The following is a 24,705-nucleotide window of genomic DNA, read 5'->3' on the forward strand; positions in this document are numbered from 1 at the left end:
TCGCGCCGACGCTGGGATAATCTTCAGTCTGCTGGGGTCAGGAATCGGCTCCGTCCTGCTCGATCTCCGGGGACCCCCATCGATGGACGCTGCCCTGCCCGCCGACGCCACCGAGCCCGACGACGTCGTCCCGCCCGCTCTCGCCGACCTCCTCGCCGCCCTCGGCCCGGGTGACCCCCAGCCGGTCGGCCGCTTCCGCGTGGACATCGCCACCGACACGTGGTGGTGGTCCGACGAGGTGTACGAGATGCACGGTTTCGCGCCGGGCGAGGTCGTGCCGACGACCGCCCTCGTCCTGTCGCACAAGCACCCCGAGGACCGGGAGCGCGTCGCGAGCGAGCTCGCGCAGGCCGCGCGGACCGGGGAGCCGTTCGGGTCCATGCACCGCATCGTGGACGCGACGGGCGCTACTCGCACGCTCGCCGTCGCCGCACAGGGGAAGAACCCGGGCGCCGAGCTGCCCTGGGCGCACGTGGTGGGCTACTTCGTCGACCTGACGACGGCGCACGCCGAGGCCGCGCGGCGTGAGGCGACCGCGTCGATCCGGGCCGCGGACGCGTCGCGCTCGGTGATCGAGCAGGCCAAGGGCGTGCTCATGGCGGCGCTGCGCACGGGACCCGACGACGCGTTCGAGGTGCTGCGCCGGCGCTCGAACGACGTGAACGTCCCCGTCCGCGAGCTCGCCCGCCGCCTCGTGGAGGGCGTGGTCGACGGCGTCGAGACCGCCGGGCCGCTGCTCGACGAGTCGGTCCGACGCCGGGTCGACGCGCTGCTCGAGGCGCCGTGCGCCGACGAGCCGGCCACCGGCGGCTGAGCGCCGGGCCTCAGTTCCCCGCGGGCGCGCCGACGCCGGGGATGCGCCGCGTCTCGACGATCTCGCGGGCGACGTCGACGAGCTTGATGTTCGCGTCCTGGGACACGCGGCTCATCACGGCGAACGCGCGGCCGGGCGTCAGGGAGTACCGCTCCATGATGATGCCCTGCGCCTGCCCGATGAGCGTGCGGGTCTGGACGGCGGACTGCAGCTGCTCCTCGGTCCGCGCGGCCGAGATGGCCGCGGCGGCGACGGCCGCGAACGTCGAGGCGAGGTGGTGGGAGTCCGGGCCGAACGCGTTCCGCGAGCCGGAGTACATGTTGAGCGCGCCGTGCGCGTTCTCCGACGTGTAGAGCTGGACGCACAGCATGGAGCCGACGCCGAGCTCGCCCGCCGCGCGCGGCGCCCAGCGGGGCCAGCGCGGGTCCGCCGCGACGTCCCCGGACTCCACGAGCGCGTGCTCGCGGATGGCGTCGAGGCACGGTCCCTCGTCGAGCTCGTACTGGAGCGCATCGCCGCGCGCCACGAGCGGGCCCGAGACGGAAGCGCTCTCGATGCGGCGGCGGGTCACGAGCGAGATGCCCGCCTCGTCGCACCCGTCGACCATCGCGACGGCGAGCTCGACGACCCGGTCGAGGGTCTGCTGCAGCGTGGGCTCGTCGGCCAGCGCGCGGGCGGCGTCCGCCACGAGGCCCGCCACCGTCGCCTCCTCCGCCATCAGGTCGACGACGGGGACCTCGGTCAGCGGCGCTCCGGACCCTCCCGGGGTCGGCTCGCCGCTCGTTCCGCGATCGGTGCTCATGGGTGCTCTCCTTGTCTCCGCGGCAAGCCTACGTCGCGGAGAACCGGGGCACGTCGTGTCGGAGGCCCCGCCCGGGCGTCACCGGGGCGGGGCGGGGGCGGCGGCCGTCTCGCCCGCACAAGGCGTGGCGGCTGGTGACCCTCTCACGGGCGCCGTCGCTCTCGCGACGGACCCGCCCCCGGGCGGGCGCGGACGCCCACCCTCCGACCCTTCCCGAGCGAGACGCGGCCCTCGGCCGAACCGTCCGCGGCTCCCCCGGCGAGGAAGTGCCCGTCAGAACACGGGCTTGCCTCCCGTGACACCGAGCACGGTGCCGGACACGTAGCTCGCGTCCGTCGGGGAGGCGAGGAAGACGAACGCCGGAGCGACCTCCGCGGGCTGGCCCGCGCGCCCCAGCGGGGTGTCCTTCCCGAACTGCTCGATCTTCTCCTCGGGCTGGGTGGCCGGCTGGAGCGGCGTCCAGATCGGACCCGGCGCGACGGCGTTCACGCGGATGCCGCGCGGGCCGAGCTCGGCCGCGAGGTTCACCGTGAGGTTGTTGATCGCCGCCTTCGTCGACGCGTAGTCGAGCAGGGACGTCGACGGCTGGAACGCCTGGATCGACGAGTTGTTGACGATCGCCGCGCCCTCGCCCAGGTGCTCGAGCGCCGACTGCGTGATCCACAGCAGCGCGTAGAGGTTCGTCTTGAGCACCCGGTCGATCTCGTCGGTGGTGACGTCCTCGATCGACTCGCGCCGCGCCATCTGGAAGCCGGCGTTGTTGACGAGCACGTCGAGCCCGCCGAGCTCGGCCGCGGCGCGTCCGGGCAGGGCCCGTGCCGTCGCCTCGTCGGTGACGTCGCCGGGCAGGAGGGCGCACGTGCGGCCCGCCTCGCGGACCCAGCGGGCCGTCTCCTCGGCGTCCTCCTGCTCTTCCGGCAGGTAGCCGATGGCGACGTCGGCGCCCTCGCGCGCGAACGCGATGGCGACGGCGCGGCCGATGCCCGAGTCGCCGCCCGTGATCAGCGCCCGACGGCCCTCGAGCCGCCCGGTGCCGCGGTAGGACTGCTCGCCGTGGTCGGGCACCGGATCCATGCGTCCGGTGAGGCCCGGGGGTTCCTGCTGCTGGGCCGGGAAGGTGGTCTCGTCGGTCATGTCGTTCCTCCTTCTCGTGTGGGGTTCTCGTCGTGCGCGGGGCCGTCCGGCTCAGGAGCGGGCCGGCTCCCGACGACGCGCGAGCTGCGCCTCGTGGGCGCGGGGCCGCGCGACCGGACGGACGGCGGCGAACGCGCCCGCGACCGTCGCCTCGGCCGTCGGGCCGACCCCGCCGGCCTTGCTCAGCGCGCGCATGACCTGCGCGGCCGTCTCCTGGACGGGGACGCCGGCCTCGCCGGCCGCCTCCGCGAGAAGCTGGCCCGCTGCGACGTCGTCGACGCCGTGCACGGCCATGAGCACGCCCTTGACCTGCTCGACGGCGGCCTGCGCGACGAACGCGCGCGTGACGGCGCGCTGCGACTCACGCTCCAGCGCCTCCTTGTGCGTCGGGGTGACGTCGACGACGTACCCCGCGATCTCGACGACGCGACCGCGCGCGTCCCGTCGGCCCTGTCCCGTCACGACGACGGACCGGGCCTTGCCGTGCCCGTCGACGATCCGGTGGGCGCACGAGAACGGGCGACCGGAACGGATCGCCTCCGTGGCGGCGCGCACCACGCGGGCGCGGTCGTCCGGGTGCTTGCGCGAGCGCAGCGCGTCGAGGCTGGGCTGGACGTCCCCCGGCGCCCAGCCGTGCATGGTGTACACCTCGTCCGACCACCACCACGTCCCGGTGCCGAGCTCGACGCGGTACTGCCCCACGAGGAGGTGCGTGCCCACGGCAAGCACCTCCGCGAGCGCTGCGGGGCGCACGGGCGCCGTCTGGTCGGGGCTGAGGGTGGTCACGGGGATCGAGGCCATGTCGTCCTCCCAAGGTTCGGGGGGCTTCGGGCCGCTTCATGACTCCGGTGCCCAACGTAGCCCACCCTCCCGAGGTCGGCACCCGGGCTCGGCTACGGTGCGGGCATGACGCGCGACCCGAGTCGGACGATCGTCCAGCACACCGCGGACGCGCTCGCGCTCGTCCGCCCGACGCCGCCTGCGGACACCCCGCTCGAGGACGCCGTGGGCGCCGTCCTGGCCGCCGACGTCGTGTCCGTCCTGGACGCCCCCGCGTTCGACGCGTCCGCGATGGACGGGTACGCGGTGCGCGCGCAGGACGTGGCGGGGGCGACGCCGTCGGCGCCCGTGGTGCTGCGCGTCGTGGGCGACGTCGCGGCCGGGGACGCGGGTCCGGCCGGGCTCGACCTCGGCCTGGGACCGGGCGAGGCGGTCCGGATCATGACGGGCGCGCCCGTGCCGCCCGGGGCGGACGCCGTCGTGCCCGTCGAGCGCACGTCGACCGGTCGCTTCACGCCGGGCGCGGCCGGGAGCGGGCCGACGACGGTCGCGGTCCACGACGCGTCGCGCACCCACGTGCGGCCCCGCGGGGAGGACGTGCGGCGCGGCGACGTCGTCGTCGGGGCGGGCACCGTGCTCACCGCGCGGCACGTCTCGGTCGCGGCGTCCGCGGGGCACGCGGCCGTGCCCGTCCACCGCGCGCCGCGCGTCGCGGTGCTCTCCACGGGCAGCGAGCTCGTGGCCCCGGGCACCACGCCGGGGCCGGGGCGGATCCCGGACTCCAACTCGGTCCTGCTCGCCGCGTCGGCGCGGGCCGCGGGCGCGCGCGTGGTCCGGCGCGGGGCCGTGGGCGACTCCGCGGCGGCGCTCGTCGCGACGCTGGACGGGCTCCTCGACACGTTCGACGGCGCCCCGCCCGACCTGCTCGTCAGCACCGGCGGGGTGAGCGCGGGCGCGTTCGACGTCGTGCGCGAGGTGCTCGACCCGGCGACGCGCGCGGGCACGCCGTGGCAGGACGCGGTCACCGACACCCGGCTCGTCGCGGTCGGCATGCAGCCCGGCCGCCCGCAGGGCCTCGCGCGCTGGCGAGGCGTGCCGTGGCTCGCGCTCCCGGGGAACCCGGTGAGCGCGTACGTCTCGTTCGAGCTGTTCGTGCGGCCCGTCGTCGACCGGCTGCGCGGCGTGCCCGCCCCGGGTCGCGCGCTCGTCCGGCGTGTCGCCGCCGCGGGGTGGTCCTCGCCGGCCGGGCGCGAGCAGCTCGTCCTCGTGCGCCACACCGAGCCCGACGGCGCGCGCGTCGTCCCCGCGGGCCGTCGCCCCGAGGAGGACGCGACGGCGCGCGGCTCCGGCTCGCACCGCCTGAGCGCGCTCGCGCACGCCGACGCGCTCGCCGTCGTCGGGGCCGACGTCACGGCCGTGGCGCCGGGCGACCCCGTGCAGGTGCTGCTGCTCTGACCCCGAGGCGGGCCTCGGTCACTTCGCCGGGGGCGGCGGGTGGCCCTCCGACGCCTGCACGACGACGAACCCGCGCCCCGAGAGCGCGAGCTGGTACGCCTCGCCGGAGCCGCGCCCGATCGCGGCCCCGAGCTTCGCCGTCTTGCGGATCGAGGACTGCAGCGACGTCGACCACAGCACCGCGGCCTGCATGTCGACGAAGGTGGGGACGTCCACGTCGAGCACGACGGGCGTGCCGAACGCGGTGACGGCCAGCGCCCCGGTCCCGGTGAACGTCGTGTTGAACAGGCCGCCGCTGAGCATCGACGCGCCTTCGACCCGGTTGATGTCCCACGCGAGCGAGCTCTCGAACGCGAGCACGTTCGCGCCGTTGACCGTCACGCCCTCGTCCTCCAGGTGGAGCACGAAGACCTGGTCCGCGTCCTGCGCGAGGAACACGTCGCCGCTGCCCGAGACCTTCATGAGCGACATGCCCTCGCCCGTGAACGCCTTCTTGAACATCTTGCCGAGACCGCCGCTGCCCTCGTACGCGAAGTCGACGTCGCCCTGGTAGGCGACCATCGAGCCCTGCTTCGCGAAGAAGAACCCGCCCGTGCCGCGGAGGTCCACCTTGAGCATGCGGTCGTTCTGGAGCTGGAAGCTGCCGGGCTCGACGGAGCGCTCGGCGTGGTCGAGGAGTGAGCTGCGCATGGGTCGATCCTCGCGGTCGCGGGCCGCGAGCGCACCCGAGCCCGCGACCGACCCCGAGCGTGGCGCCGCGCGCTGCGCCGCGTGCGAGAGTGGCGGCATGAGCTTCACGCACCTCGACGAGCGCGGGCACGCGCGCATGGTCGACGTCACCGCCAAGCAGCCGACCGTCCGCTCCGCGACGGCGACCGGGACCGTGCGGTGCTCCCCCGACATCGTCGCCGCGCTGCGCGACGGGACCGTCCCCAAGGGCGACGTGCTCGCCGTCGCGCGCGTCGCCGGGATCGCGGCCGCCAAGCGGACGGCCGAGCTCCTGCCGCTCGCGCACGTCATCGGGGTCCACGGGGCCGTCGTCGACCTCGTCGTGGGCGACCACGGCGTCGACGTCACCGCGACCGTCCGGACCGCGGACCGCACGGGCGTCGAGATGGAGGCCCTGACGGCCGTCGCCGTCGCGGGCCTCGCGGTCGTCGACATGGTCAAGGGCCTCGACAAGTCCGTCGAGCTCACGGACGTCCGCCTCGTCGCCAAGACCGGCGGCAAGTCCGGCGACTGGCACCGCGAGCCGTGACGGCCCAGCCCGACGACGGGTCGGCACCCGACGGGCCGGGTCGGCACCTCGAGCTGCCGATCCCCGCACGGGGTGCCGAACCGTCCCTCGCGTTCGACGCCGTCGTGCTGGCCGGGGGCCGGGCGGAGCGGCTCGGGACGCCCAAGCCCGGGCTCGTCGTCGGGGGTCGGCCGCTGCTGGAGCACGCACTTGCGGCGACGGCGGGCGCGGCGCGGACGGTCGTCGTCGGGCCGGACGAGCTCGCCGCCCCGGGGCGCTACGTCCGCACGCGGGAGGACCCGCCGTTCGGGGGGCCCGTCGCCGGGATCGCGGCCGGGCTCGCCGCCCTGCCCGACGACGGCCGCGCGCCCTGGGTGCTCGTGCTCGCGTGCGACGTCCCGCGGGCCGCGGAGGCGGTGCCCGCGCTGCTCGCCGCCGCACGCCGCCGGAGCGGCGAGGTCGCCGTGCACGCGGTGCGCGACGGACGGGAGCAGTGGCTCGTCGGCCTGTACGAGCGCGCGGCGCTCGACGCCGCGCTCGCCGCGCTGCCGACCGTGCACGGCGCGTCGGTGCGGCGCCTGCTCGCCGGGCTGTCCGCGATCGGCGTGCCCGACGACACGGGCGCCACCGACGACGTGGACACGTGGGAGGATGCCCGCGAGCAGGAGCGCCGCCTGGCCGCAGGCGCGCCCGCGGTGCCCGGCGCCCCGCCCGCCGGCACCCCCGACGACGGCAGGAGGCCACGATGACGAACCTCGAACGCTGGGTCGACGCGCTCGCGCAGGACCTCGGCGTCGACCCGGAGGTCGTCGACATCGGCGCGGTCCTCGACCTCGCGCGCGACGCCGCGCACGGCATCGAGCGCCCCGCCGCGCCCCTCACCACGTTCGTCGCGGGCTACGTCGCCGGGCTCGCCGCGCACGACGGTTCGGGCCGCAGCGTGCAGGACGTGCTCGACCGGGCGACCGAGCTCGCGCTCGCGTGGACGCCCGAGCCCGAGCTGCCCGGCACCGCGGCCCCGGCCGAGACGCAGGACTGAGAGATGGCGACCGTCCGCTACTTCGCCGGCGCGCGCGACGCCGCCGGCACCGAGTCCGAGACCGTCGACGCGACGACGGTCGGCGAGCTGCACGCCGCGGTCGTCGCGCGGCACGCGGCGCTCGCCGACGTGCTCCCGCGCTGCTCGCTCCTCGTGGGAGGCGTCCGCGCGGCGGACGACGACACCCGGATCGCCGAGGACGAGACGGTCGACGTCCTCCCCCCGTTCGCCGGCGGCTGACTGACCCACCCCGCTGCCCCGCCCCGTGCCGAGCAGGCGATCCTGGCTCGTCAGGGCCCCAGGACCCGCCACGACCGCCTGGTCGGCCCGCCCCGACGGCCTGGTCGTCAGTGGTCGCCGCCGTCGAGCTGGGCGAGGACGTGCGGCAGGAGCGGCTCCAGGACGGCCCAGCCGTCGCGCACCCCGCCCGTCGAGCCGGGGAGGTTGACCACGAGCGCGCGCCCGTGCGGGCCGGGCGCGACCCCCGCGACGCCGCGCGACAGCACCGCCGCGGGGACGTGCTCCGCGCCGCGCCGACGCAGCTCCTCCGCGATGCCCGGGATCTCCTGCGCCAGCACCTCGCGGGTGCCCTCGGGCGTGAGGTCGCGCGGCCCGACGCCCGTCCCCCCGGTCGTGAGCACGACGCGCGCTCCCCCGGCCACCGCCCGGGCGACCGCGTCGCGGACGGGGGCGACGCCGTCGGGCACGAGGTCGGTGACGACCACCCAGCCCGCCGCCGCGAGCAGCCCCACGAGGAGCGGTCCCGAGCGGTCCTCCGCCTCGCCGCGCGAGCAGCGGTCGGACACGGTGACGACGACGACGGTCGCGTCCGCGGGCCGTCCGGTGGGTGCGGTCATGGCGCCACGGTAGCGAGCCCGGCCCGGCCCGGCAGGGACGGGACCACGGCGCGCGCTCACCGCGCGCGATCCGGGCGACCTGGGCATAGTGGCTGTGGACCGACCGCCGCACCTGCTCGCCCAGGAGGCTCGTATGTCGTACCTGTCCGTGCCGTCGTCGCCGCCGGCGCGCCGCCCCTGGTGGTGCCCGGTGGTCCCCGCCGCCCCGGGGGGCGGGAGCGCCGCATGACGACGACGTCGGAGGGCCCGGTCGAGGACGCGCTGCTGCGGCTCGGCAAGCACCTCAAACGCGGGACGGTGTCCGACGACCTGCGGCAGGTGTTCCTCACGGGCGGCCGCCAGGGCGACGTGTTCTACCGTGACCGCTGGTCCCACGACAAGGTCGTGCGCTCGACCCACGGCGTGAACTGCACCGGGTCGTGCTCGTGGAAGGTGTACGTCAAGGACGGCATCATCACGTGGGAGACCCAGCAGACCGACTACCCCTCCGTGGGGCCGGACTCGCCCGAGTACGAGCCGCGCGGCTGCCCCCGCGGCGCCGCGTTCTCCTGGTACACCTACTCCCCCACGCGCGTGCGCTACCCCTACGTGCGCGGCGCGCTGCTCGACGCCTACCGCGCGGCCCGCGCCGCCACGGGCGACCCGGTGCTCGCGTGGCGCAAGGTCACGACGGACCCCACCACCGCCCGCGCCTACAAGGCGGCGCGCGGCAAGGGCGGCCTCGTGCGCGCCACGTGGGACGAGGCGGCGGAGATCGTCGCCGCGGCGCACGTGCACACGATCGCGGCGTACGGGCCCGACCGCATCGCGGGGTTCTCCCCGATCCCCGCCATGTCGATGGTCTCCCACGGGGTGGGCGCGCGGTTCGTCCAGATGCTCGGCGGCACCATGCTGTCGTTCTACGACTGGTACGCCGACCTGCCCGTCGCGTCCCCGCAGGTCTTCGGCGACCAGACCGACGTCCCGGAGTCCGCGGACTGGTGGAACTCGACGTACTGCATCATGTGGGGCTCGAACGTCCCCGTGACCCGCACGCCCGACGCCCACTTCATGACCGAGGCGCGCTACCGCGGCCAGAAGGTGATCGTTGTGTCGCCCGACTACGCGGACAACACGAAGTTCGCCGACGAGTGGCTCGCCCCGCACCCGGGCACGGACGGCGCGCTCGCCCAGGCCATGGGCCACGTGATCCTCACGGAGCACTACGCGCAGCGCCGCACCCCGCAGTTCGCGGAGTACGCGGCCCGCTTCACGGACCTCCCCCACCTCGTCGTGCTCGAGGAGCACGACGACGGCTCGGGCACGACGTACGTGCCCGGGAAGTTCCTCACCGCGGCGGACCTGCCCGACGGCGTCGGGCGCCCCGGCGACGACGGCGCCGGCTCGGCGAACGCGCGCTTCAAGACCGTCGTGCTCGACGCGGACGGCACCCCGCGCGTCCCGCACGGGAGCCTCGGCCACCGCTACGGCGAGGCCGACGCCGGGCGGTGGAACCTCGACCTCGGCGACATCGACCCGCTGCTCTCGGTCGCCGACCCGCACGGCGTCTTCTGGGGCTCCCCCCAGACGCCTCCCAGCCGCGACACCGTCCCCGAGCGCCCGCTGTCGCCCGACCAGGGCTCTACCCCGGCCGACCAGGGCTCTACCCCGGCGGACCCGGGCTCTCCCTCGGCCGACCACTCGTACGAGACGGTCGCCGTCGGGCTGCCGCGGTTCGACCTCGACCCGGCCCCGGGCGACGACGCGGGCGCGCACCTGGGCGGTGCGGGCGTCGTCGTGCGTGGCGTGCCGGCGCGTCGCGTCGGCGGGCGGCTCGTCACGACGGTGCTCGACCTGCTGCTCGCGCAGTACGGCGTGAACCGGCCGGAGCTCGGCCTGCCGGGCGAGTGGCCCGCGGGCTACGACGACGACGCGACGCCCGCGACCCCGGCGTGGCAGGAGCGGTTCACGGGCGTCCCGGCCGCGGCAGCCGCACGCATCGGGCGCGAGTTCGCGCAGAACGCGCTCGACTCGGGCGGGCGCTCGATGATCATCATGGGCGCGGGCACGAACCACTGGTTCCACTCGGACACGATCTACCGCGCGATGCTCGCGCTGACCACCCTCACGGGCTGCCAGGGCGTGAACGGCGGCGGGTGGGCGCACTACGTGGGGCAGGAGAAGTGCCGTCCCGTCACGGGGTGGGCACAGTACGCGGGCGGCCTCGACTGGTCGCGCCCCCCGCGCCAGATGATCGGCACCGCGTTCTGGTACCTCGCGACCGACCAGTGGCGCTACGACGGCCTGCCCGCGGACGCGCTCGCGTCGCCGCTCGCCCGGGGCCAGTTCTCCGGGCGCACGACGGCGGACACGCTGGTCGAGTCCGCGCAGCGCGGCTGGATGCCGAGCTACCCGACGTTCGACCGCAACCCGCTCGACCTGGTGGACGAGGCCCGCGCGGCGGGCAAGGAGCCGGCGCAGCACGTCGTCGACGAGCTCAAGGCCGGGACCCTCCGGTTCGCGTGCGAGGACCCCGACGACCCGGCGAACTTCCCGCGCGTCGTCACGGTGTGGCGCGCGAACATCCTCGGGTCGTCGGGCAAGGGCAACGAGTACTTCCTCCAGCACCTCCTGGGGACGGACGCCGCGGTCAACGCCGCGGAGTCCGGTCCCGAGCGGCGCCCGCGGTCGATGACGTGGCGCGAGGAGGCGCCGCGGGGCAAGCTCGACCTGCTCGTCACGCTCGACTTCCGGATGACGTCGACGACGCTGTTCTCGGACGTCGTGCTCCCCGCCGCGACCTGGTACGAGAAGCACGACCTGTCCTCGACGGACATGCACCCGTTCGTGCACTCGTTCAACCCGGCGATCGACCCGCCGTGGCAGACGCGCACGGACTTCGACATCTTCCACACCGTCGCGGCGAAGGTCTCCGAGCTCGCGGTGACGCACCTCGGGGTGCGGGAGGACCTCGTCGCCGCCCCGCTCGCGCACGACACCCCGGACGAGATGGCCGTCCCGCACGGCGCGCTCACCGACTCGGGGCAGCCCGTGACCGAGCGCGAGCTCGTGCCGGGCGTGACGATGCCGAAGCTCGTGGTCGTCGAGCGCGACTACCCGGCGTTCGCCGCGCGCATGGCCGCGCTCGGCCCCCTCACCGAGAAGGCGGGCATGGCGACCAAGGGCGTGCAGTTCTCGCCCGGGCCGGAGGTCGCGGACCTCGGCCGGCGCAACGGCCTCGTGCCCGACGGCCCCGCCGCCGGACGTCCGCGCCTCGACCGCGACACGCACGCGTGCGAGATGATCCTCGCCCTCTCGGGCACGACGAACGGTCGCCTCGCCGTGCAGGGGTTCGAGCACGTCGAGCGCCGCACGGGCACGCCCCTGGCGGACCTCGCCCGCGACGAGCAGGGCAAGCGCGTGACGTTCCCGGACGTCCAGTCCCGCCCGACGCCGGTCATCACCTCGCCCGAGTGGTCGGGCTCGGAGCACGGCGGGCGCCGGTACTCGGCGTTCGTCGTCAACGTGGAGCGGCTCAAGCCGTGGCACACCCTCACGGGTCGGCAGCACTTCTACCTCGACCACGACTGGATGATCGAGCTCGGCGAGCACCTGCCGGTCTTCCGGCCGCCGCTCGACATGCACCGGCTGTTCGGCGACTCGCCCGTCGTGGGCGACACCTCGCCGTCGGGCTACCCGGGGTCCGCCGGGCACGCGGAGGTCGCGGTGCGATACCTGACCCCGCACAACAAGTGGGCGATCCACTCGGAGTACCAGGACAACCTCTTCATGCTGTCGCTGTCGCGCGGCGGCCCCGGCATCTGGATGAGCCCGGCCGACGCGGCCAAGATCGGCGTCGCGGACAACGAGTGGATCGAGGCGTACAACCGCAACGGCGTCGTGGTGGCGCGCGCGATCGTCAGCCACCGGATGCCCGAGGGCACGGTCTACATGTTCCACGCGACCGACCGCACGATCGACGTCCCGCTCGCCGAGACGTCGGGCCTGCGCGGCGGCATCCACAACTCGCTCACGCGCATCCTGCTCAAGCCGACGCACCTCGCGGGCGGGTACGCCCAGCTCTCGTACGCGTTCAACTACCTCGGGCCGACGGGGAACCAGCGGGACGAGATGACGGTCGTCCGGCGCCGGAGCCAGGAGGTGCGGTACTCGTGACGCGGACGGGCGCAGCAGGCGGCCTCGGGCCGGCCGGCCGGGAGGGGGTGGGGTCGTGCGCGTGATGGCGCAGATGTCGATGGTCATGAACCTCGACAAGTGCATCGGGTGCCACACGTGCTCGGTGACGTGCAAGCAGGCGTGGACGAACCGCACCGGCGTGGAGTACGTGTGGTTCAACAACGTCGAGACGCGTCCCGGGCTCGGGTACCCGCGCACCTACCAGGACCAGGAGCGCTGGCAGGGCGGCTGGGTCAGGACGAAGAAGGGCCGGCTCAAGCTCCGCGCCGGGGGCCGCCTGAAGAAGCTCGCGACGATCTTCTCCAACCCGAAGCTCCCCTCGATCCACGACTACTACGAGCCGTGGACCTACGAGTACGACATGCTGCTCTCGTCGCCGCAGGGGCAGCACACGCCCGTCGCCCGGCCGAAGTCGCTGCTCACGGGCGGTGACATCAACATCTCCTGGTCCGCGAACTGGGACGACGACCTCGGCGGCTCGACCGCGACCATGCAGGACGACCCCGTGCTCCAGCACATGTCGGAGCACGTCGCCACCGAGCTCGACAAGACGTTCATGTTCTACCTGCCGCGCATCTGCGAGCACTGCCTCAACCCGGCGTGCGTCGCCTCGTGCCCCTCGGGCGCCATGTACAAGCGGGCCGAGGACGGCATCGTGCTGGTCGACCAGGACCAGTGCCGGGGCTGGCGCATGTGCGTCACCGGGTGCCCGTACAAGAAGGTCTACTTCAACCACAAGACCGGCAAGGCCGAGAAGTGCACGCTCTGCTACCCGCGCATCGAGGTCGGCCTGCCGACCGTGTGCTCCGAGACCTGCGTCGGACGCCTGCGCTACCTCGGCCTCGTCCTCTACGACGCCGACAAGGTCACCGAGGCCGCGAGCGTCGAGGACGAGCACGAGCTCCTCGCCTCGCAGCGCGCCGTCTTCCTCGACCCGAACGACCCGGAGGTCGTGGCCGCCGCACGTGCCGAGGGCATCCCCGACGACTGGATCACGGCCGCCCAGCGCTCGCCGATCTGGGACCTGATCTCGCGCTACGAGGTCGCGCTGCCCCTGCACCCCGAGTACCGCACGCTGCCGATGGTCTGGTACATCCCGCCGCTGTCCCCCGTCGTCGACGTCGTCGCCGCCTCCGGGAACGACGGCGAGGACGGGCGCACGCTGTTCGCCGCGATCTCGAAGATGCGCATCCCGCTCGAGTACCTCGCGGGGCTGTTCACGGCGGGCGACACCGCCCCGGTGGAGCGCGTGCTGCGGCGTCTGGCCGCCATGCGGTCGTACATGCGCGACATCAACCTCGGCCGGGAGGCCGACGAGCGGACCGCGGCCGCGGTCGGCATGACCGGTGGCCAGGTCGAGGAGATGTACCGCCTGCTCGCCGTCGCGAAGTACGAGGACCGGTACGTCATCCCGACCGCGCACACCGAGATCGCGCGCGAGCTCGACGAGCTGTCCTGTTCCCTCGACTACGACGGCGGCCCCGGCATGGGCGGCATGGGCCTCACGGGCGGCGGCCCGTTCGGCGAGACGTCGGGGAGCCCGGTGCCGGTCGCGGTCGAGAACTTCCACGTGCTCCAGGCGCGGCAGACGGCGGACTCGCCCTACGGGCCGTCGACCCCCGGCCGCGTCAACCTCCTCAACTGGGACGGGAACGGGCGACCGCCCGGCCTCTTCCCGCCGGGCGAGGGGCCCGAGCCGGGCGACGTGTCGGGCGCACCCGGCGGCGTCACGCCGGGCGGCCCGGGCTCGCTGCCGGGCGGGCGCCAGGACGCCCGGCACGACACGATCCCCGGCCCCCCGGCACCCGGTGGACCGGGGCCCGGCGGTCCGGCGGGTGGCCCGGCGGGCGGCCCCGCGCCCGGGAGCGGTCCCGGCGTCGAGCCCGACGGGGGCACCCGATGAGGGCGCGCTCCCTGCTCCCGACCCCCGCGCTGCGGCCCGGGGCACGACCTCGGGGGCCGCAGCCCGACCACCTGGCCCCCGTGGCGACGTCGGCCGCCCAGCGCCGGACGGCCCACATGGCCGCGTCGCTGCTGCTCGCCTACCCGGACGAGGACGTGCTCGCCGCGGTCGACGCCGTCCGCGCGTCCGCCCCGGGCCTGCCCGGCCCCGTCCGCGAGCGCCTGGAGGACTTCTGCGACGTGCTCACGACGCCGGGCGGGCCGGGCCTGCGCGAGCTCCAGGCGCGGTACGTCGCGACGTTCGACCTCAAGCGGAAGTGCTCGATGTACCTCTCGTACTACGCGGCGGGCGACACCCGCCGGCGCGGGACGGCGCTCGTCGCGTTCGTCGAGGCGTACCGCGCGGCCGGGTGGGAGGTCACGGGCTCGGAGCTCCCCGACTACCTGCCGACGGTGCTCGAGTTCTCGGCCCGGACCACGGGCGACGACGCGACGATCGCGGCCGGTCTGCTCGCGTCCCACCGCGACGGCATCGAGGTGCTGCGCACGGCGCTCGAGAGCGCGCGCAGCCCCTGGACCGGGGTCGTCGAGGCCGTGTGCCTCACGCTGCCGCCGCTCGACGAGCGCACGCAGCAGCGGTACGTCGAGCTCGTGACGGCGGGGCCGCCCGCCGAGCTCGTGGGCATGGAGCCCTTCGCGCTCGAGCCGTACGGCACGGGCGCCCCCGACCGGACGGGAGGTGCGGTGCGATGAGCGGGGTGAGCACCGGAGAGGTCCTGCTGTGGGTCGTGTTCCCGTACGTGACGTTCGCGGTGTTCGTCGTGGGCTCGATCTGGCGGTACCGGTACGACAAGTTCGGGTGGACGACGCGGTCCAGCGAGCTCTACGAGAAGCGGCTGCTGCGGCTCGGCTCGCCGCTCTTCCACTTCGGCCTGCTGTTCGTGATCCTCGGGCACCTGATGGGGCTCGTGATCCCGGAGTCGTGGACGGAGGCGGTGGGGATCCAGGAGGTCGCGTACCACTTCGTCGCGACGTACATGGGGTCGGTCGCGGCCGTCGTGCTCGTCGCGGGCCTGCTCATCCTCATCTACCGCCGCCGCACGTCCGGGCCCGTCTTCCGCGCGACGACGCGCATGGACAAGACGATGTACGTGTTCCTCGCGGCGTCGATCCTGCTCGGGTCGTGGGCCACGGTGCAGACGCAGCTCCTCGCCGACGGGCTCGGGTACGACTACCGCCAGACCATCTCGCCGTGGTTCCGCTCGCTCTGGTACCTCCAGCCGCAGCCGGAGCTCATGGCGGGCGTGCCCGCGGCGTTCCAGCTCCACATCGTCGCGGCGAACCTGCTGTTCATCCTGTGGCCGTTCACGCGGCTCGTGCACGCGTTCTCCGCCCCGGTGCCGTACCTGTTCCGCCCGTACGTCGTGTACCGCTCGCGCGACGCGTCGGTCGCCGCGCGCGCCCCGCGCCCGGGCTGGGACCCCTCGGAGCGCCCGCGCTCGCGCTGACCCCGAAGGCCTGGTCCGGCCGGTCCGGGTGGCCCGGGTCGACGCCCGCCGGCGGGTGAATTCGGCCCGACGTCGTCCACACGACGCCCCGCGACGCCCTCCCTCCCGGGGCGGTCAACCCCGACCGCGACCGTCCCTGGAAGAGGTTCCCGCATGTCCACCACCGCCCCGACGACCGCCGGTCGTCCCCGCGCCACCCGCCCGTCCGCGCCGTCGGCGGCACACGCCACGCCCGCCCGCCGCCGTCGCGCCGCCCTCGTGCCCGCACGTCTCGCGGGCCGGGCGGACGCCGCCGTCGCCGCGACCGCGCGCGTCCTCACCCGCTGGTCCGTGCCCGCCCTGCGCGTCGCCCTCGGCCTCGTGTTCCTCGGCTTCGGCGTCCTCAAGTTCTTCCCCGGCGCGAGCCCGGCGGAGACGATCGCCGCCCGGACCGTCGAGACGCTCACGCTCGGCCTCGTGGGCGGGACCACGGCCGTGGTGCTCACCGCGGTCCTGGAGACGTTCATCGGCCTGACGCTCCTCACCGGCCGACTGCTCCGCGCGGGCCTGCTCGCGCTCGCCGTCGCGCTGGCCGGGATCCTCTCGCCGATCGTGCTGTTCGCCGGCGAGCTGTTCGGCCACGGCATGACCCTGATGGGCCAGTACGTGCTCAAGGACCTCGTCCTCGTGGCCGGCGCGGCCGTCGTCGCCGCCGTCGCGCTAGGTGCCCGCCTGCGCCTCGACGCATGACGCGTGGCGCTCCCCCGCCACCGCACGGTCGCGAGGTAGAGCCCCCGGTCGCGACGTAGAGCGCGGCGGGCTCTACCTCGCGACCGGAGGTTCTACCCCGGTGCAGGGCGGCCGCGTCAGGCGAGCGAGAGCGTCAGGTAGGTGCTGTTCGGGTCGTCGGTGTAGTCGGCGAACGGCTCGCACGGCACGAACCCGTGGCGCGCGTAGAGCCGTCGCGCCGCCGCGAAGTAGTCCTCGGTGCCCGTCTCCAGGCTCACGCGGTCCAGGCCGCGGTCGCGTGCGGCGTCGAGCAGGTGCGCGAGGACCGTGGCGGCGACGCCCCGGCCTCGCGCGGCCGCCGTCGTGCGCATGGACTTGAGCTCACCGAGCGTCGCGTCGTGCTGCTTGAGCGCGCCGCACCCGAGGAGGCCGCCGTCCGCGGACCGCGCGGTGACGAACGTGATGTCCGGTGCACGCAGGCGCTCGACGTCGAGCGCGTGCACGCTCTCGGGCGGCGACGTCGCGTGCATGTCGTCCAGGTGCTCCTGGAGCAGCGCCAGCACGTCGGGGGTCGTCGGGTCCTCCACGACGACGCGGACGTCGTCCCGGGTGGTCGTCTCGCTCACGCGCCGAGCGTGCCACACCCGGCGCAGGAGACGTTCCGCGCGTCCGGGTCGGGCGCCGTGGGCGGCGTCGGAGCGGGAGACGGGTTCGTGGTGGCTGGCGAGCCGTCTGCGATCATGGGCCGCGCGTCGTGAGGCGGCGGCGCGGGCGTTCGAGGGCTCGCCGTCGTCGATGGGCGTCGGGCGTACCCGCACCGCCACGGTGCCTCGAGTCGGAGCTCGATCGGGCGACCGAGGCGCGGCACGGACGACGGCTGCCGAGCCTGGTCACCGACCACCGCCGGAGCGGCGAGTGTGAGAGGTTGGAAGCCGACGGCGTTCCCGCGTCGGCCGGCCTCAACGGAAAAAGGCACCCGCATGGCTCACGAGAGCGACCCGGCCACCTATCCCCCCGTCCCGTTGCACGGAGGCCTGCGATCCAGCCCCGACTCGTGGGAGCTGTGGGGCGAGATCGACCACGCCGTCGTCGAGTCCGCGCAACCTCGCCCGAGCCCGGCCCATGGGGCGCTGCACATCGATGCCTCGCGCGTCACGTTCCTGGACTCCGCCGGTGTCAGCCTCCTCCTGCTCGCCGCCAGCGCCCCTCTGCGGCCGATCATCCTGGGCTGCAGCGACTACGCCCGAGACGTGCTCGAGCTCGCAGGAGCGTCGGACCTCTTCGTGTGGAGCACCACGCGACCCTCCGCGTAGCCGATCGACCAGGCCACGCCCGACCAACGGTCAGACGTGACAACGGCACGTCCCGCGATCCTGCTCCGACTGACGACCGACGTCCTCCATCGGGAGTTCAGGTACCAGGCGGTGCGTCGAGCTCGCGGTCACCGAGGTGGTGGCCGGGTGGCTCCCCCACGCTGGTTCTATGCGGCGACGGCCGTGTCGAGGCGCGCGCGTGCGGCGACGTAGAGGACGAGATCGACGGGCGCCCCCTGGTCGACGACCGAGACGACGTCTTCCATCTCGCGCTGAGAGGCGTCGATCTCGCCGACGAGGTCGGCGGGTCGGTGGGTCGAGATCTCCCGGTCGTCGGTCATCGGTGCGCCGCGGTGCTAGACCTGGTGTGCGAGGCGTCGGCGGAGCTGGTGGATGCGCAGGGTGCCGACGACGAGGGCGACGATCCCGACGCCGATGCCTGCGATGAGCAGTGCCAGGGCGAGCGGGACGGAGCCTTGCCAGCCGAGGAACGAGACGACCACGAGCTGCGTGTTCTGGAGCATGAACACGATGAGTGCGACCAGGACGAGGGCGGCGACGCACAGGCCGACCCACGTGGCCCCCGTACGGGTGCGGGGAGTTCTTGTCGGGTTGCCCGACGTGCGGGACACGCGTGAGTCAGGACGGCTGCCTGACACGCCGGCGGTGGGCTGTCCGTTCGTGGCGGAGCTGAGCGGGGTGGTGGCCATGGTGGCCTCCTTGCGGTTCCGGGCCCGCGCACCTCAGACGGGGCACGTTCGCCGCGGATGACTCGACCCTACGCCCTCGACCTGGGAACGAACCTGGGAGCGGCTGTACGCGCGGCCCGGTGTCCCTAGCGGCCGAGGCTGGCGGCCAGGGGGCAGGAGAACGGTTCGCGGGCGCGTCCGGGGACGTCGTTGAGGTACTGGACGACGATCCGGTAGGAGGTGAAGAACCCGACCTCGGTGTAGGTCACGCCGAGCTGGGAGCAGTACTCGCGCACGAGGGGCTGGACGCGCTTGAGGTTCGGTCGGGGCATGCTCGGGAACAGGTGGTGCTCGACCTGGCGGTTGAGGCCGCCCATGAAGAAGTCGACGACCGGGCCGCCGCGGATGTTGCGGGACATGAGGACCTGGCGGCGCAGGAAGTCGACGTCCGCGGTCGCCGGGACGATCGGCATGCCCTTGTGGTTCGGGGCGAACGCGCCGCCGAGCAGGATGCCGAAGACCGCGAGCTGCACGGCGAGGAACGCCGCCGCGAGGGTCGGGGGGAGCAGGAAGCCGAGCACCACCAGGTAGAGGACGAGCCGCCCGAGCAGGACCGGGACCTCCACGCCACGGTGCGGCACGGGCCGACGGCCGAGCACCCGGCGCACGCTCGCGACGTGCAGGTTGAGGCCCTCCAGGGCGAGCAGGGGGAAGAAGTACCAGCCCTGGCGACGTGCCAGCCACCCTCGCCAGCCGTGACGGCTCGCGATGACGGCGGGCGTGAACGCGATCACGCCCGGTGAGATGTCAGGGTCGTGGCCCTCCTGGTTCGGGGCGGCGTGGTGGGCGTCGTGCTTCGTCGTCCACCAGGCGTGGCTGAGCCCGACGAGCGCGTTCGCGAGGATGCGAGCGGTCCAGTCGTTCCAGGCCCGCGACCGGAACACCTGCCGGTGGGAGCTGTCGTGGCCCAGGAACGCGAGCTGGGCGAGCACGAGAGCGAGCACCACGGCCAGCAGGAGCTGCCACCAGGAGTCACCCACCAGGACGATCCCCGCCCAGACGGCACCGAACGCGGCGACCGTCAGGACCAGCCGGGTCCAGTAGTAGCCGTACCGCCGACGCAGCAGCCCGGACTCGCGCACGATCTTCGCCAGCACCGAGTAGTCGCGAGCCGTCGCCCGCGCCGCAGGCAGCGCGCGGACCGTCAGGATCTGGGGCGTCGGCGCCTCACTCGAAGCGGACACGGTCGGCCTCGGCCTTCACGCTCGCGGCACGCACCGCCTCGGCCTCGCGCCAGGCCTCGAGCTCGTCCGCCCGCCTGGTCCGTTCCGTCGCGATCGCCTCCTGGGTGTCCCGAATCACCGTCGCGATCTCGTGGGCGAGCCCGCCGGAGAGCATGGCGAGGTTCGTGTTCTCGATGAGCAGGCGCCGGTCCTCCACCCGCAGCCTGACCCCCGCATAGCCGTGATCGGCGAGCAACGTCGTGACGGCGGGCAGCTCGAGCAACGCTTGCTCCGGGCCCGACACGCGGCGGGAGAACACGGCGGTCACGGTGTAGAGGGGGGGCTCCGCGTCGGTGCCGAGCTCGCGCGGCAGCGCAGTGTCCAGGACGCCCCGCAGCTGCAGTGCGGTGTCCTGCACCCGGCCGAAGGACGTGGCAGGAGGAGTGGTGGTGCTCATGGTGACGTCCGATGCTCGGAACCGGCGGGCCGGCTCGCATCCGCTGCCGTCGCGGCAGTCGGTGAGGCGTCAGACGCCCCACTCAAGGAGATCGGTGCGTCCTCCAGGTCGGGTTCATAACCCCCGTCGTCGTCCCACCGCGCGCCCGAGGTGTCCTCGTCCGGGGCATCCATCTCGCCCGGCGTCCGAGAGCCTTCTCGATCGGCGTCGCGTGGGCCGATCCGGCGATCAACCACACTTCGACACTACACCTGGACGGGTTGCTCGCTGTGTCCACGAGAGACTGTCCAGCCGTCGGTGGGAGGATGAGCAGATGGCCTTGACGGAGTTCCTCCTCGCTCGGATCGACGAGGACGAAGCAGCGTGCGCGACCCTCGAGGACGGGCCAGGACCTCCAGCGCCGTGGTCATGCTCACGCATCCTGACGGAGTGCGCGATGAAACGACGCATCATCACCCTCGCCTACGAGGCCACGGGGTACGACATGACCGCCGACCTGGAGCGCGACACCGACGAGCGCGCCCAGAGCGGCATCGCCTTCGTCGGTGACCGCATCCTGCGAGCACTCGCCACGCCCTACGCCGAGCACCCGGACTTCGACCCCACCTGGCGCACCTGATGACTCGCCTCACCAGGTGTGGCGAGCGGGCCACGGAGGGCGCATCGTGAGAGACGCGTCCACGTGTCGCGGGGAATGCCGGTCGTGAAGCAGCCCGCTGCCGGCGGACCTCCCGGGCCACGACGGCGTAGTGCAACCATCAGGGTCGCGAAGACTGCGCCGAGAACGTGAGCCGCCATGAGCGTCATCGAGAAGTGGATCGCCGTGGACTGTCCGGGCTGCGGTGGCCCAGCCCGTGCCCGCGTCCTGCACATCATCGCCTGGGGCTCGATCCCCGGCTCCCGCGTCCCGCACCGAGTCAGCATCCTGTGCCCGCTTCACTGTCCGATCACTCGCGACGAAGCGGCATCGGCCGTACCCGTGTGCCCCGAGTGCCAGGTGCACGTCGCCTAGACCCGCTCCAGGGGCGTGCTCGGGGAAGCGGGAAGACTGCACATCCCTAGCCGGGCCGCGAAGCCCAGCACCATACCTCGTCGGGTGACACTCCGCAGATGCGGGTCTAGGGTCGCCTTCATGCCGCACTTTCGGATCCGCGAGGCCGCGAGTCTGCTCGGGGTCAGCGACGACACCGTCCGCCGCTGGGTCGACGCCGGGGACCTCGCCGCGAGCGCCGACGACGCCGGGCGCAAGGTGGTCGACGGCGCGGAGCTCGCGCGCTTCGCCGTCGCGCAGTCGCACCCGACGCCCGACCCCTCGGGCGTCGCCCGCTCGGCGCGCAACCGGTTCGTGGGGATCGTGACGGACGTCGTGAGCGACACCGTCATGTCCCAGGTCGAGATGCTCTGCGGCGGCCAGCGCGTCGTGTCGCTCATGAGCACGGAGGCCGTGCGCGAGCTGCGGCTCGAGCCCGGCAGCCTCGCCGTCGCGGTGGTCAAGGCGACGACCGTCATCGTCGAGACCCCCGGAGGAGCCGCGTGAGCGCGGCCGCCCGCACGACGACCCGCCGCCCCGCCCGGGGCCCTCTCGTGGCGCTCGGGGCGGCGGCCCTGGTCGCCGGCCTCGCCGCGTGCGCCACGGACGCGGGGACCGACGACGGCGCCGCCCCGGACGCCGCGCGCACGACGGCCGCGGACCGCACCCTCACCGTGCTCGCCGCGGCCTCGCTGCGCGACGTGTTCACCGACCTCGCGACGGACTTCGAGGACGAGCACGACGGCGTGACCGTCGCCCTGTCGTTCGCCGGGTCGTCCGACCTGGGCGACCAGATCCTCGCCGGCGCGCCGGCCGACGTCTTCGCGTCCGCGGACGAGCGCTCCATGACGCGCGTCGTGGACGCGGGGGACGCCGCCGACCCCGTCGCGTTCGCGACGAACACGCTGACGATCGTCACGCCGCCCGGCAACCCCGCGGGTGTCGAGACGTTCGCCGACCTCGCGCGGGACGACGTCAAGGTCGTCGTGTGCGCGCCGCAGGTGCCGTGCGGCAGCGCGACCGACACCGTCGCCGAGGCCGCGGGCGTGACCGTCCACCGCGTGAGCGAGGAGGCCAGCGTCACCGACGTGCTCGGCAAGGTGACGGCGGACGAGGCCGACGCGGGGCTCGTCTACGTCACCGACGCGGCGCTCGCGGGCGACGACGTCGAGGTCGTGGACGTGCCCGAGACGGGCGCCGCGCTCAACGTCTACCCGATCGCGCTCGTCGCGGCGGGCGAGGAGTCCGGCCCGGAGCAGGTCGCGCTCGCGCAGGCGTGGGTGGACCTCGTGACCGGCGACGCCGGGCAGGCCGCGCTCGCCGCCGCGGGGTTCGGCGCGCCGGACGCGCCGTGACCCGCGCGACTCCTGGCAGGCCCTGATGCGCGGCCTGCCCCGCTGGGTCCTCGTCCCCGCGCTGCTGGGCGCGCTGTTCGTCGTCGTGCCCGTGGCGGCGATGGTCGGGCGCGTGGAGCTCACGCCGGGGCCGGACGGGACCGGCGGCTTCTGGGCGCTCGTGACCTCTCCGGCGGCTCTCGACGCGCTCGGCCTGTCGCTGCGCACGGCGCTCGCCGCGACGGCGTGCTGCGTGGTGCTCGGCGCGCCCATGGCTCTCGTCCTCGCGCGCACCACGTTCCCCGGGCAGCGCGTCGCGCGCGCCCTCGTGCTCCTGCCGCTCGTGCTGCCGCCCGTCGTGGGCGGCATCGCGCTGCTGCACACGTTCGGGCGCCGGGGCCTCATCGGCCGGCACCTCGAGGTGCTGGGGATCGAGGTCGCGTTCACGACGACGGCCGTCGTGCTGGCGCAGACGTTCGTCGCGCTGCCGTTCCTCGTGCTCAGCCTGGAGGGTGCGCTGCGCAGCCAGGACACGCGCCTGGAGGACGTCGCCGCGACGCTCGGCGCGCGACCCACGACCGTCCTGCGGCGGGTCACGCTCCCCCGCGTCCTGCCGGGCCTGCTGTCGGGCGCCGTGCTCGCGTTCGCGCGCGCCCTCGGCGAGTTCGGGGCGACCCTGACGTTCGCGGGCGCGCTCCAGGGCGTCACGCAGACCCTGCCGCTCGAGATCTACCTCCAGCGCAGCGCGGACCCGGACAGCGCGGTCGCGCTGTCGTTCGTGCTCGTCGTGGTCGCGGTCCTCATCACCGCCGTCGTCCACGGGCCCGGCGTGCTCGGGGGCCCCGGCACCCGCCCGCGGCGAGGCGCCCGGGGCTCGGAGCCCGACGGCGGCCCGCGCCCCCGCGCCGTCGTCTCCGCTCCCCGGCAGGCCGACCCGCCGGCCGACCGGGCCGCGGCAGCCGTCGGGGCTGCGGCCGGGACGCCCCCCGCCGCGCTGACCGTGCGCGCGGTCGTGCCGGAGCGGGGGCTCGACGTGGACCTCACCGTCGCGGCGGGCGAGGTCGTGGCGGTGCTCGGCGAGAACGGGGCGGGCAAGTCCACGCTCGTGCAGGTCGTCGCGGGCCTGCTCACACCCGGCGAGGCCCCCGGTGCGCGCGTCACCGTCGGGCACGACGACGTCTCGCGCCTCCCGCCGCGCCGTCGTCACCTCGCGTGGCTGAGCCAGCGCCCACTGCTGTTCGAGCACCTGTCGGTCGAGGACGACGTCGCGTTCGGCCTCCGGTCCCGGGGCGTGCCCCGCGCTCGTGCCCGGGGGGAGGCCCGGGACGCGCTCGCCCGCGTCGGCGCGGCGGACCTCGCGCGACGTCGCTCGACCGACCTGTCGGGCGGGCAGGCGCAGCGCGTCGCGATCGCCCGGGCGCTCGTGACCGACCCGCGCGTGCTCCTGCTCGACGAGCCGCTCGCGTCGCTCGACGTCGGCGTCGCGCAGCACGTCCGGACCGTGCTGCACCACGCGCAGCGCGAGCACCCGCGCACGACCCTGCTCGTGACCCACGACCTGCTCGACGTGCTGCTCCTCGCGGACCGCGTCGTCGTGCTGGAGGGCGGCCGGGTCGTCGAGGACGGCCCGGTCGACGCGGTGCTCACGCGGCCGCGGTCCCGGTTCGCCGCGCGCCTCGCGGGCGTCAACCTGCTCGCGGGGAGCGTCGCGCACGTCGCCGTCCCGGAGCCGGCGCGGACGGCGGGCGGTGGTGCGTCGGAGACAGCGGGCGGGACCGCAGACGGGACGGACCTGGTCGAGGTCGCGGCGGACGCCCCGGGCGCGGAGACCATCGCGCGCGAGGTGACCGTCGCCGTCGACGGCGCGGAGGTCCGCGTGCACGGGACGGCGGACGAGCCGCTCGCGGTCGGGGGCGGCGCCGTGGCGGTGTTCGAGCCGCGCGCGGTCGCCGTGCACCGCACCACGCCCGAGGGCAGCCCGCGCAACGCGTACCGGGTCGTCGTGACGAGCGTCGAGCCGCACGGGCCGCTCCTGCGCGTGTGGGGACGCGCGGTGGACGACGACCCGGGCGACCCGACCGCGGGGGCGACGACCGCCGTCGGGCACGACGCGCCGCGCCTCGCCGCGGACCTCACGCCGCGCGCGGTCGCCGAGCTCGGTCTGGTGCCGGGCGAGCGCGTCTGGTTCGTCGTCAAGGCGGCCGAGGTCCGCGTGCACCCGCGCTGAGCCCGCGGGACCCGCCGGCC

The 24,705-nt window shown here is 74.7% G+C and carries 26 protein-coding genes; 16 read left to right on the forward strand and 10 right to left on the reverse strand.

The features are described from left to right. Positions 1-82: 82 nt before the first annotated feature. Positions 83-814 carry a PAS and ANTAR domain-containing protein gene (locus MT994_RS00315; RefSeq protein WP_354804593.1) on the forward strand — a complete coding sequence of 244 codons (732 nt, stop codon included), beginning with the start codon at positions 83-85 and terminating at the stop codon, positions 812-814. A 10-nt stretch (positions 815-824) separates the two neighbouring features. Here the strand turns inward: MT994_RS00315 and MT994_RS00320 are convergent, their stop codons facing one another. From MT994_RS00320 to MT994_RS00330, 3 genes are all read right to left on the reverse strand, one after another. After that, positions 825-1,616 carry a GAF and ANTAR domain-containing protein gene (locus tag MT994_RS00320; RefSeq protein WP_354804594.1) on the reverse strand — a complete coding sequence of 264 codons (792 nt, stop codon included), beginning with the start codon at positions 1,614-1,616 and terminating at the stop codon, positions 825-827. Positions 1,617-1,889: 273 nt separating this feature from the next. Then, entirely contained in the window at positions 1,890-2,750 is an 861-nt protein-coding gene (locus MT994_RS00325; protein ID WP_340698201.1) for an SDR family oxidoreductase, read from the reverse strand. Positions 2,751-2,801: 51 nt separating this feature from the next. Continuing rightward, on the reverse strand, positions 2,802-3,551 hold the full coding sequence (locus MT994_RS00330; RefSeq protein WP_061267802.1) for a PAS and ANTAR domain-containing protein: 750 nt from the start codon (positions 3,549-3,551) through the stop codon (positions 2,802-2,804). 105 nt (positions 3,552-3,656) lie between these two features. On the opposite strand from MT994_RS00330, the gene glp reads away from it, so the two are divergent. Further along, positions 3,657-4,985: a gephyrin-like molybdotransferase Glp gene (gene glp, locus MT994_RS00335; protein WP_354804596.1), complete on the forward strand. Its 1,329-nt coding sequence runs from the start codon at positions 3,657-3,659 to the stop codon at positions 4,983-4,985. Positions 4,986-5,003: 18 nt separating this feature from the next. Here glp and MT994_RS00340 read toward each other — a convergent pair whose 3' ends face one another. Then, the gene (locus tag MT994_RS00340) at positions 5,004-5,675 is read right to left on the reverse strand and encodes an AIM24 family protein (RefSeq protein ID WP_021483456.1); all 672 of its coding nucleotides are present in this window, start codon (positions 5,673-5,675) and stop codon (positions 5,004-5,006) included. Between the two features lie 97 nt (positions 5,676-5,772). On the opposite strand from MT994_RS00340, the gene moaC reads away from it, so the two are divergent. From moaC to MT994_RS00360, 4 genes are read left to right on the forward strand one after another with little or no spacing between them, the layout of a single operon-like run. Then, the gene (gene moaC / locus MT994_RS00345) at positions 5,773-6,243 is read left to right on the forward strand and encodes a cyclic pyranopterin monophosphate synthase MoaC (protein WP_021483455.1); all 471 of its coding nucleotides are present in this window, start codon (positions 5,773-5,775) and stop codon (positions 6,241-6,243) included. Continuing rightward, positions 6,240-6,971, forward strand: a complete 732-nt coding sequence (locus MT994_RS00350) for an NTP transferase domain-containing protein (protein ID WP_354804597.1) — start codon at positions 6,240-6,242, stop codon at positions 6,969-6,971. Before moaC ends, MT994_RS00350 begins: the two co-directional genes overlap by 4 nt. Then, positions 6,968-7,261 carry a DUF6457 domain-containing protein gene (locus MT994_RS00355; RefSeq protein ID WP_194521339.1) on the forward strand — a complete coding sequence of 98 codons (294 nt, stop codon included), beginning with the start codon at positions 6,968-6,970 and terminating at the stop codon, positions 7,259-7,261. The genes MT994_RS00350 and MT994_RS00355 overlap by 4 nt, the downstream gene beginning before the upstream one ends. Before the next feature lie 3 nt (positions 7,262-7,264). Continuing rightward, the gene (locus tag MT994_RS00360; protein ID WP_085387228.1) at positions 7,265-7,501 is read left to right on the forward strand and encodes a MoaD/ThiS family protein; all 237 of its coding nucleotides are present in this window, start codon (positions 7,265-7,267) and stop codon (positions 7,499-7,501) included. 107 nt (positions 7,502-7,608) lie between these two features. Here the strand turns inward: MT994_RS00360 and MT994_RS00365 are convergent, their stop codons facing one another. Next, entirely contained in the window at positions 7,609-8,118 is a 510-nt protein-coding gene (locus MT994_RS00365) for a MogA/MoaB family molybdenum cofactor biosynthesis protein (RefSeq protein WP_354804598.1), read from the reverse strand. A gap of 225 nt (positions 8,119-8,343) precedes the next feature. Here MT994_RS00365 and MT994_RS00370 point away from each other — a divergent pair, with 225 nt between their 5' ends. From MT994_RS00370 to MT994_RS00390, 5 genes are all read left to right on the forward strand, one after another. Next, the gene (locus tag MT994_RS00370) at positions 8,344-12,273 is read left to right on the forward strand and encodes a nitrate reductase subunit alpha (protein ID WP_354804599.1); all 3,930 of its coding nucleotides are present in this window, start codon (positions 8,344-8,346) and stop codon (positions 12,271-12,273) included. 55 nt (positions 12,274-12,328) lie between these two features. Then, positions 12,329-14,197 (forward strand): nitrate reductase subunit beta, encoded by a 1,869-nt coding sequence (gene narH / locus MT994_RS00375; protein ID WP_228485092.1) that lies wholly within the window; start codon positions 12,329-12,331, stop codon positions 14,195-14,197. Further along, a complete protein-coding gene (gene narJ / locus MT994_RS00380; protein ID WP_354804600.1) occupies positions 14,194-14,949 on the forward strand; it encodes a nitrate reductase molybdenum cofactor assembly chaperone in 756 nt (251 codons plus the stop codon). The genes narH and narJ overlap by 4 nt, the downstream gene beginning before the upstream one ends. Positions 14,950-14,954: 5 nt before the next feature. Further along, on the forward strand, positions 14,955-15,704 hold the full coding sequence (gene narI, locus MT994_RS00385) for a respiratory nitrate reductase subunit gamma (protein WP_076404640.1): 750 nt from the start codon (positions 14,955-14,957) through the stop codon (positions 15,702-15,704). 153 nt (positions 15,705-15,857) lie between these two features. Next, positions 15,858-16,433: a DoxX family membrane protein gene (locus MT994_RS00390; RefSeq protein WP_211932770.1), complete on the forward strand. Its 576-nt coding sequence runs from the start codon at positions 15,858-15,860 to the stop codon at positions 16,431-16,433. 116 nt (positions 16,434-16,549) lie between these two features. On the opposite strand, the gene MT994_RS00395 is transcribed toward MT994_RS00390, so the two are convergent. Further along, positions 16,550-17,038, reverse strand: coding sequence for a GNAT family N-acetyltransferase (locus tag MT994_RS00395; protein WP_043652481.1), 489 nt, complete (start codon positions 17,036-17,038; stop codon positions 16,550-16,552). 354 nt (positions 17,039-17,392) lie between these two features. Between MT994_RS00395 and MT994_RS00400 the strand changes: the two genes are divergently transcribed. Next, complete coding sequence (locus MT994_RS00400) at positions 17,393-17,725, forward strand: STAS domain-containing protein (RefSeq protein ID WP_114553882.1); 333 nt, start codon at positions 17,393-17,395, stop codon at positions 17,723-17,725. Positions 17,726-17,892: 167 nt separating this feature from the next. Here the strand turns inward: MT994_RS00400 and MT994_RS00405 are convergent, their stop codons facing one another. The 4 genes from MT994_RS00405 to MT994_RS00420 all read right to left on the reverse strand — a co-directional run bounded on the left by MT994_RS00405 (position 17,893) and on the right by MT994_RS00420 (position 20,094). Then, positions 17,893-18,066 (reverse strand): hypothetical protein, encoded by a 174-nt coding sequence (locus MT994_RS00405; protein WP_354804603.1) that lies wholly within the window; start codon positions 18,064-18,066, stop codon positions 17,893-17,895. Between the two features lie 15 nt (positions 18,067-18,081). Continuing rightward, positions 18,082-18,435, reverse strand: a complete 354-nt coding sequence (locus tag MT994_RS00410; protein ID WP_082774471.1) for a lipopolysaccharide assembly protein LapA domain-containing protein — start codon at positions 18,433-18,435, stop codon at positions 18,082-18,084. Between the two features lie 125 nt (positions 18,436-18,560). Continuing rightward, positions 18,561-19,658, reverse strand: coding sequence for an acyl-CoA desaturase (locus MT994_RS00415; RefSeq protein ID WP_206158434.1), 1,098 nt, complete (start codon positions 19,656-19,658; stop codon positions 18,561-18,563). Next, positions 19,642-20,094, reverse strand: a complete 453-nt coding sequence (locus MT994_RS00420) for a hypothetical protein (protein ID WP_051027704.1) — start codon at positions 20,092-20,094, stop codon at positions 19,642-19,644. The genes MT994_RS00415 and MT994_RS00420 overlap by 17 nt, the downstream gene beginning before the upstream one ends. 313 nt (positions 20,095-20,407) lie before the next feature. Here MT994_RS00420 and MT994_RS00425 point away from each other — a divergent pair, with 313 nt between their 5' ends. The 4 genes from MT994_RS00425 (at position 20,408) to MT994_RS00440 (ending at position 24,685) form a co-directional block, all read left to right on the forward strand. Then, positions 20,408-20,713 (forward strand): DUF6221 family protein, encoded by a 306-nt coding sequence (locus MT994_RS00425; protein ID WP_043652489.1) that lies wholly within the window; start codon positions 20,408-20,410, stop codon positions 20,711-20,713. Between the two features lie 513 nt (positions 20,714-21,226). Beyond that, positions 21,227-21,631, forward strand: a complete 405-nt coding sequence (locus tag MT994_RS00430) for a helix-turn-helix transcriptional regulator (RefSeq protein WP_074803402.1) — start codon at positions 21,227-21,229, stop codon at positions 21,629-21,631. Next, entirely contained in the window at positions 21,628-22,479 is an 852-nt protein-coding gene (gene modA / locus MT994_RS00435; protein ID WP_354804606.1) for a molybdate ABC transporter substrate-binding protein, read from the forward strand. Before MT994_RS00430 ends, modA begins: the two co-directional genes overlap by 4 nt. Before the next feature lie 25 nt (positions 22,480-22,504). Next, positions 22,505-24,685 carry an ABC transporter permease gene (locus MT994_RS00440; protein WP_354804608.1) on the forward strand — a complete coding sequence of 727 codons (2,181 nt, stop codon included), beginning with the start codon at positions 22,505-22,507 and terminating at the stop codon, positions 24,683-24,685. Positions 24,686-24,705 lie beyond the last annotated feature (20 nt).

It is taken from the genome of Cellulosimicrobium sp. MI9406 (assembly GCF_040595865.1).
Taxonomy (GTDB): domain Bacteria; phylum Actinomycetota; class Actinomycetes; order Actinomycetales; family Cellulomonadaceae; genus Cellulosimicrobium; species Cellulosimicrobium funkei.

Bases quoted from the DNA above. Each gene is read 5' to 3' on its own strand.
- MT994_RS00370 (WP_354804599.1), top strand. From the start codon at position 8,344: ATGACGACGACGTCGGAGGGCCCGGTCGAGGACGCGCTGCTGCGGCTC.
- MT994_RS00430 (WP_074803402.1), top strand. From the start codon at position 21,227: ATGCCGCACTTTCGGATCCGCGAGGCCGCGAGTCTGCTCGGGGTCAGC.
- MT994_RS00330 (WP_061267802.1), bottom strand. From the start codon at position 3,551: ATGGCCTCGATCCCCGTGACCACCCTCAGCCCCGACCAGACGGCGCCC.
- glp (WP_354804596.1), top strand. From the start codon at position 3,657: ATGACGCGCGACCCGAGTCGGACGATCGTCCAGCACACCGCGGACGCG.
- MT994_RS00325 (WP_340698201.1), bottom strand. From the start codon at position 2,750: ATGACCGACGAGACCACCTTCCCGGCCCAGCAGCAGGAACCCCCGGGC.
- MT994_RS00405 (WP_354804603.1), bottom strand. From the start codon at position 18,066: ATGACCGACGACCGGGAGATCTCGACCCACCGACCCGCCGACCTCGTC.
- MT994_RS00390 (WP_211932770.1), top strand. From the start codon at position 15,858: ATGTCCACCACCGCCCCGACGACCGCCGGTCGTCCCCGCGCCACCCGC.
- MT994_RS00440 (WP_354804608.1), top strand. From the start codon at position 22,505: ATGCGCGGCCTGCCCCGCTGGGTCCTCGTCCCCGCGCTGCTGGGCGCG.
- MT994_RS00420 (WP_051027704.1), bottom strand. From the start codon at position 20,094: ATGAGCACCACCACTCCTCCTGCCACGTCCTTCGGCCGGGTGCAGGAC.
- MT994_RS00410 (WP_082774471.1), bottom strand. From the start codon at position 18,435: ATGGCCACCACCCCGCTCAGCTCCGCCACGAACGGACAGCCCACCGCC.
- narJ (WP_354804600.1), top strand. From the start codon at position 14,194: ATGAGGGCGCGCTCCCTGCTCCCGACCCCCGCGCTGCGGCCCGGGGCA.
- moaC (WP_021483455.1), top strand. From the start codon at position 5,773: ATGAGCTTCACGCACCTCGACGAGCGCGGGCACGCGCGCATGGTCGAC.
- MT994_RS00340 (WP_021483456.1), bottom strand. From the start codon at position 5,675: ATGCGCAGCTCACTCCTCGACCACGCCGAGCGCTCCGTCGAGCCCGGC.
- MT994_RS00400 (WP_114553882.1), top strand. From the start codon at position 17,393: ATGGCTCACGAGAGCGACCCGGCCACCTATCCCCCCGTCCCGTTGCAC.
- MT994_RS00425 (WP_043652489.1), top strand. From the start codon at position 20,408: ATGGCCTTGACGGAGTTCCTCCTCGCTCGGATCGACGAGGACGAAGCA.
- MT994_RS00365 (WP_354804598.1), bottom strand. From the start codon at position 8,118: ATGACCGCACCCACCGGACGGCCCGCGGACGCGACCGTCGTCGTCGTC.
- MT994_RS00315 (WP_354804593.1), top strand. From the start codon at position 83: ATGGACGCTGCCCTGCCCGCCGACGCCACCGAGCCCGACGACGTCGTC.
- MT994_RS00320 (WP_354804594.1), bottom strand. From the start codon at position 1,616: ATGAGCACCGATCGCGGAACGAGCGGCGAGCCGACCCCGGGAGGGTCC.
- MT994_RS00355 (WP_194521339.1), top strand. From the start codon at position 6,968: ATGACGAACCTCGAACGCTGGGTCGACGCGCTCGCGCAGGACCTCGGC.
- MT994_RS00360 (WP_085387228.1), top strand. From the start codon at position 7,265: ATGGCGACCGTCCGCTACTTCGCCGGCGCGCGCGACGCCGCCGGCACC.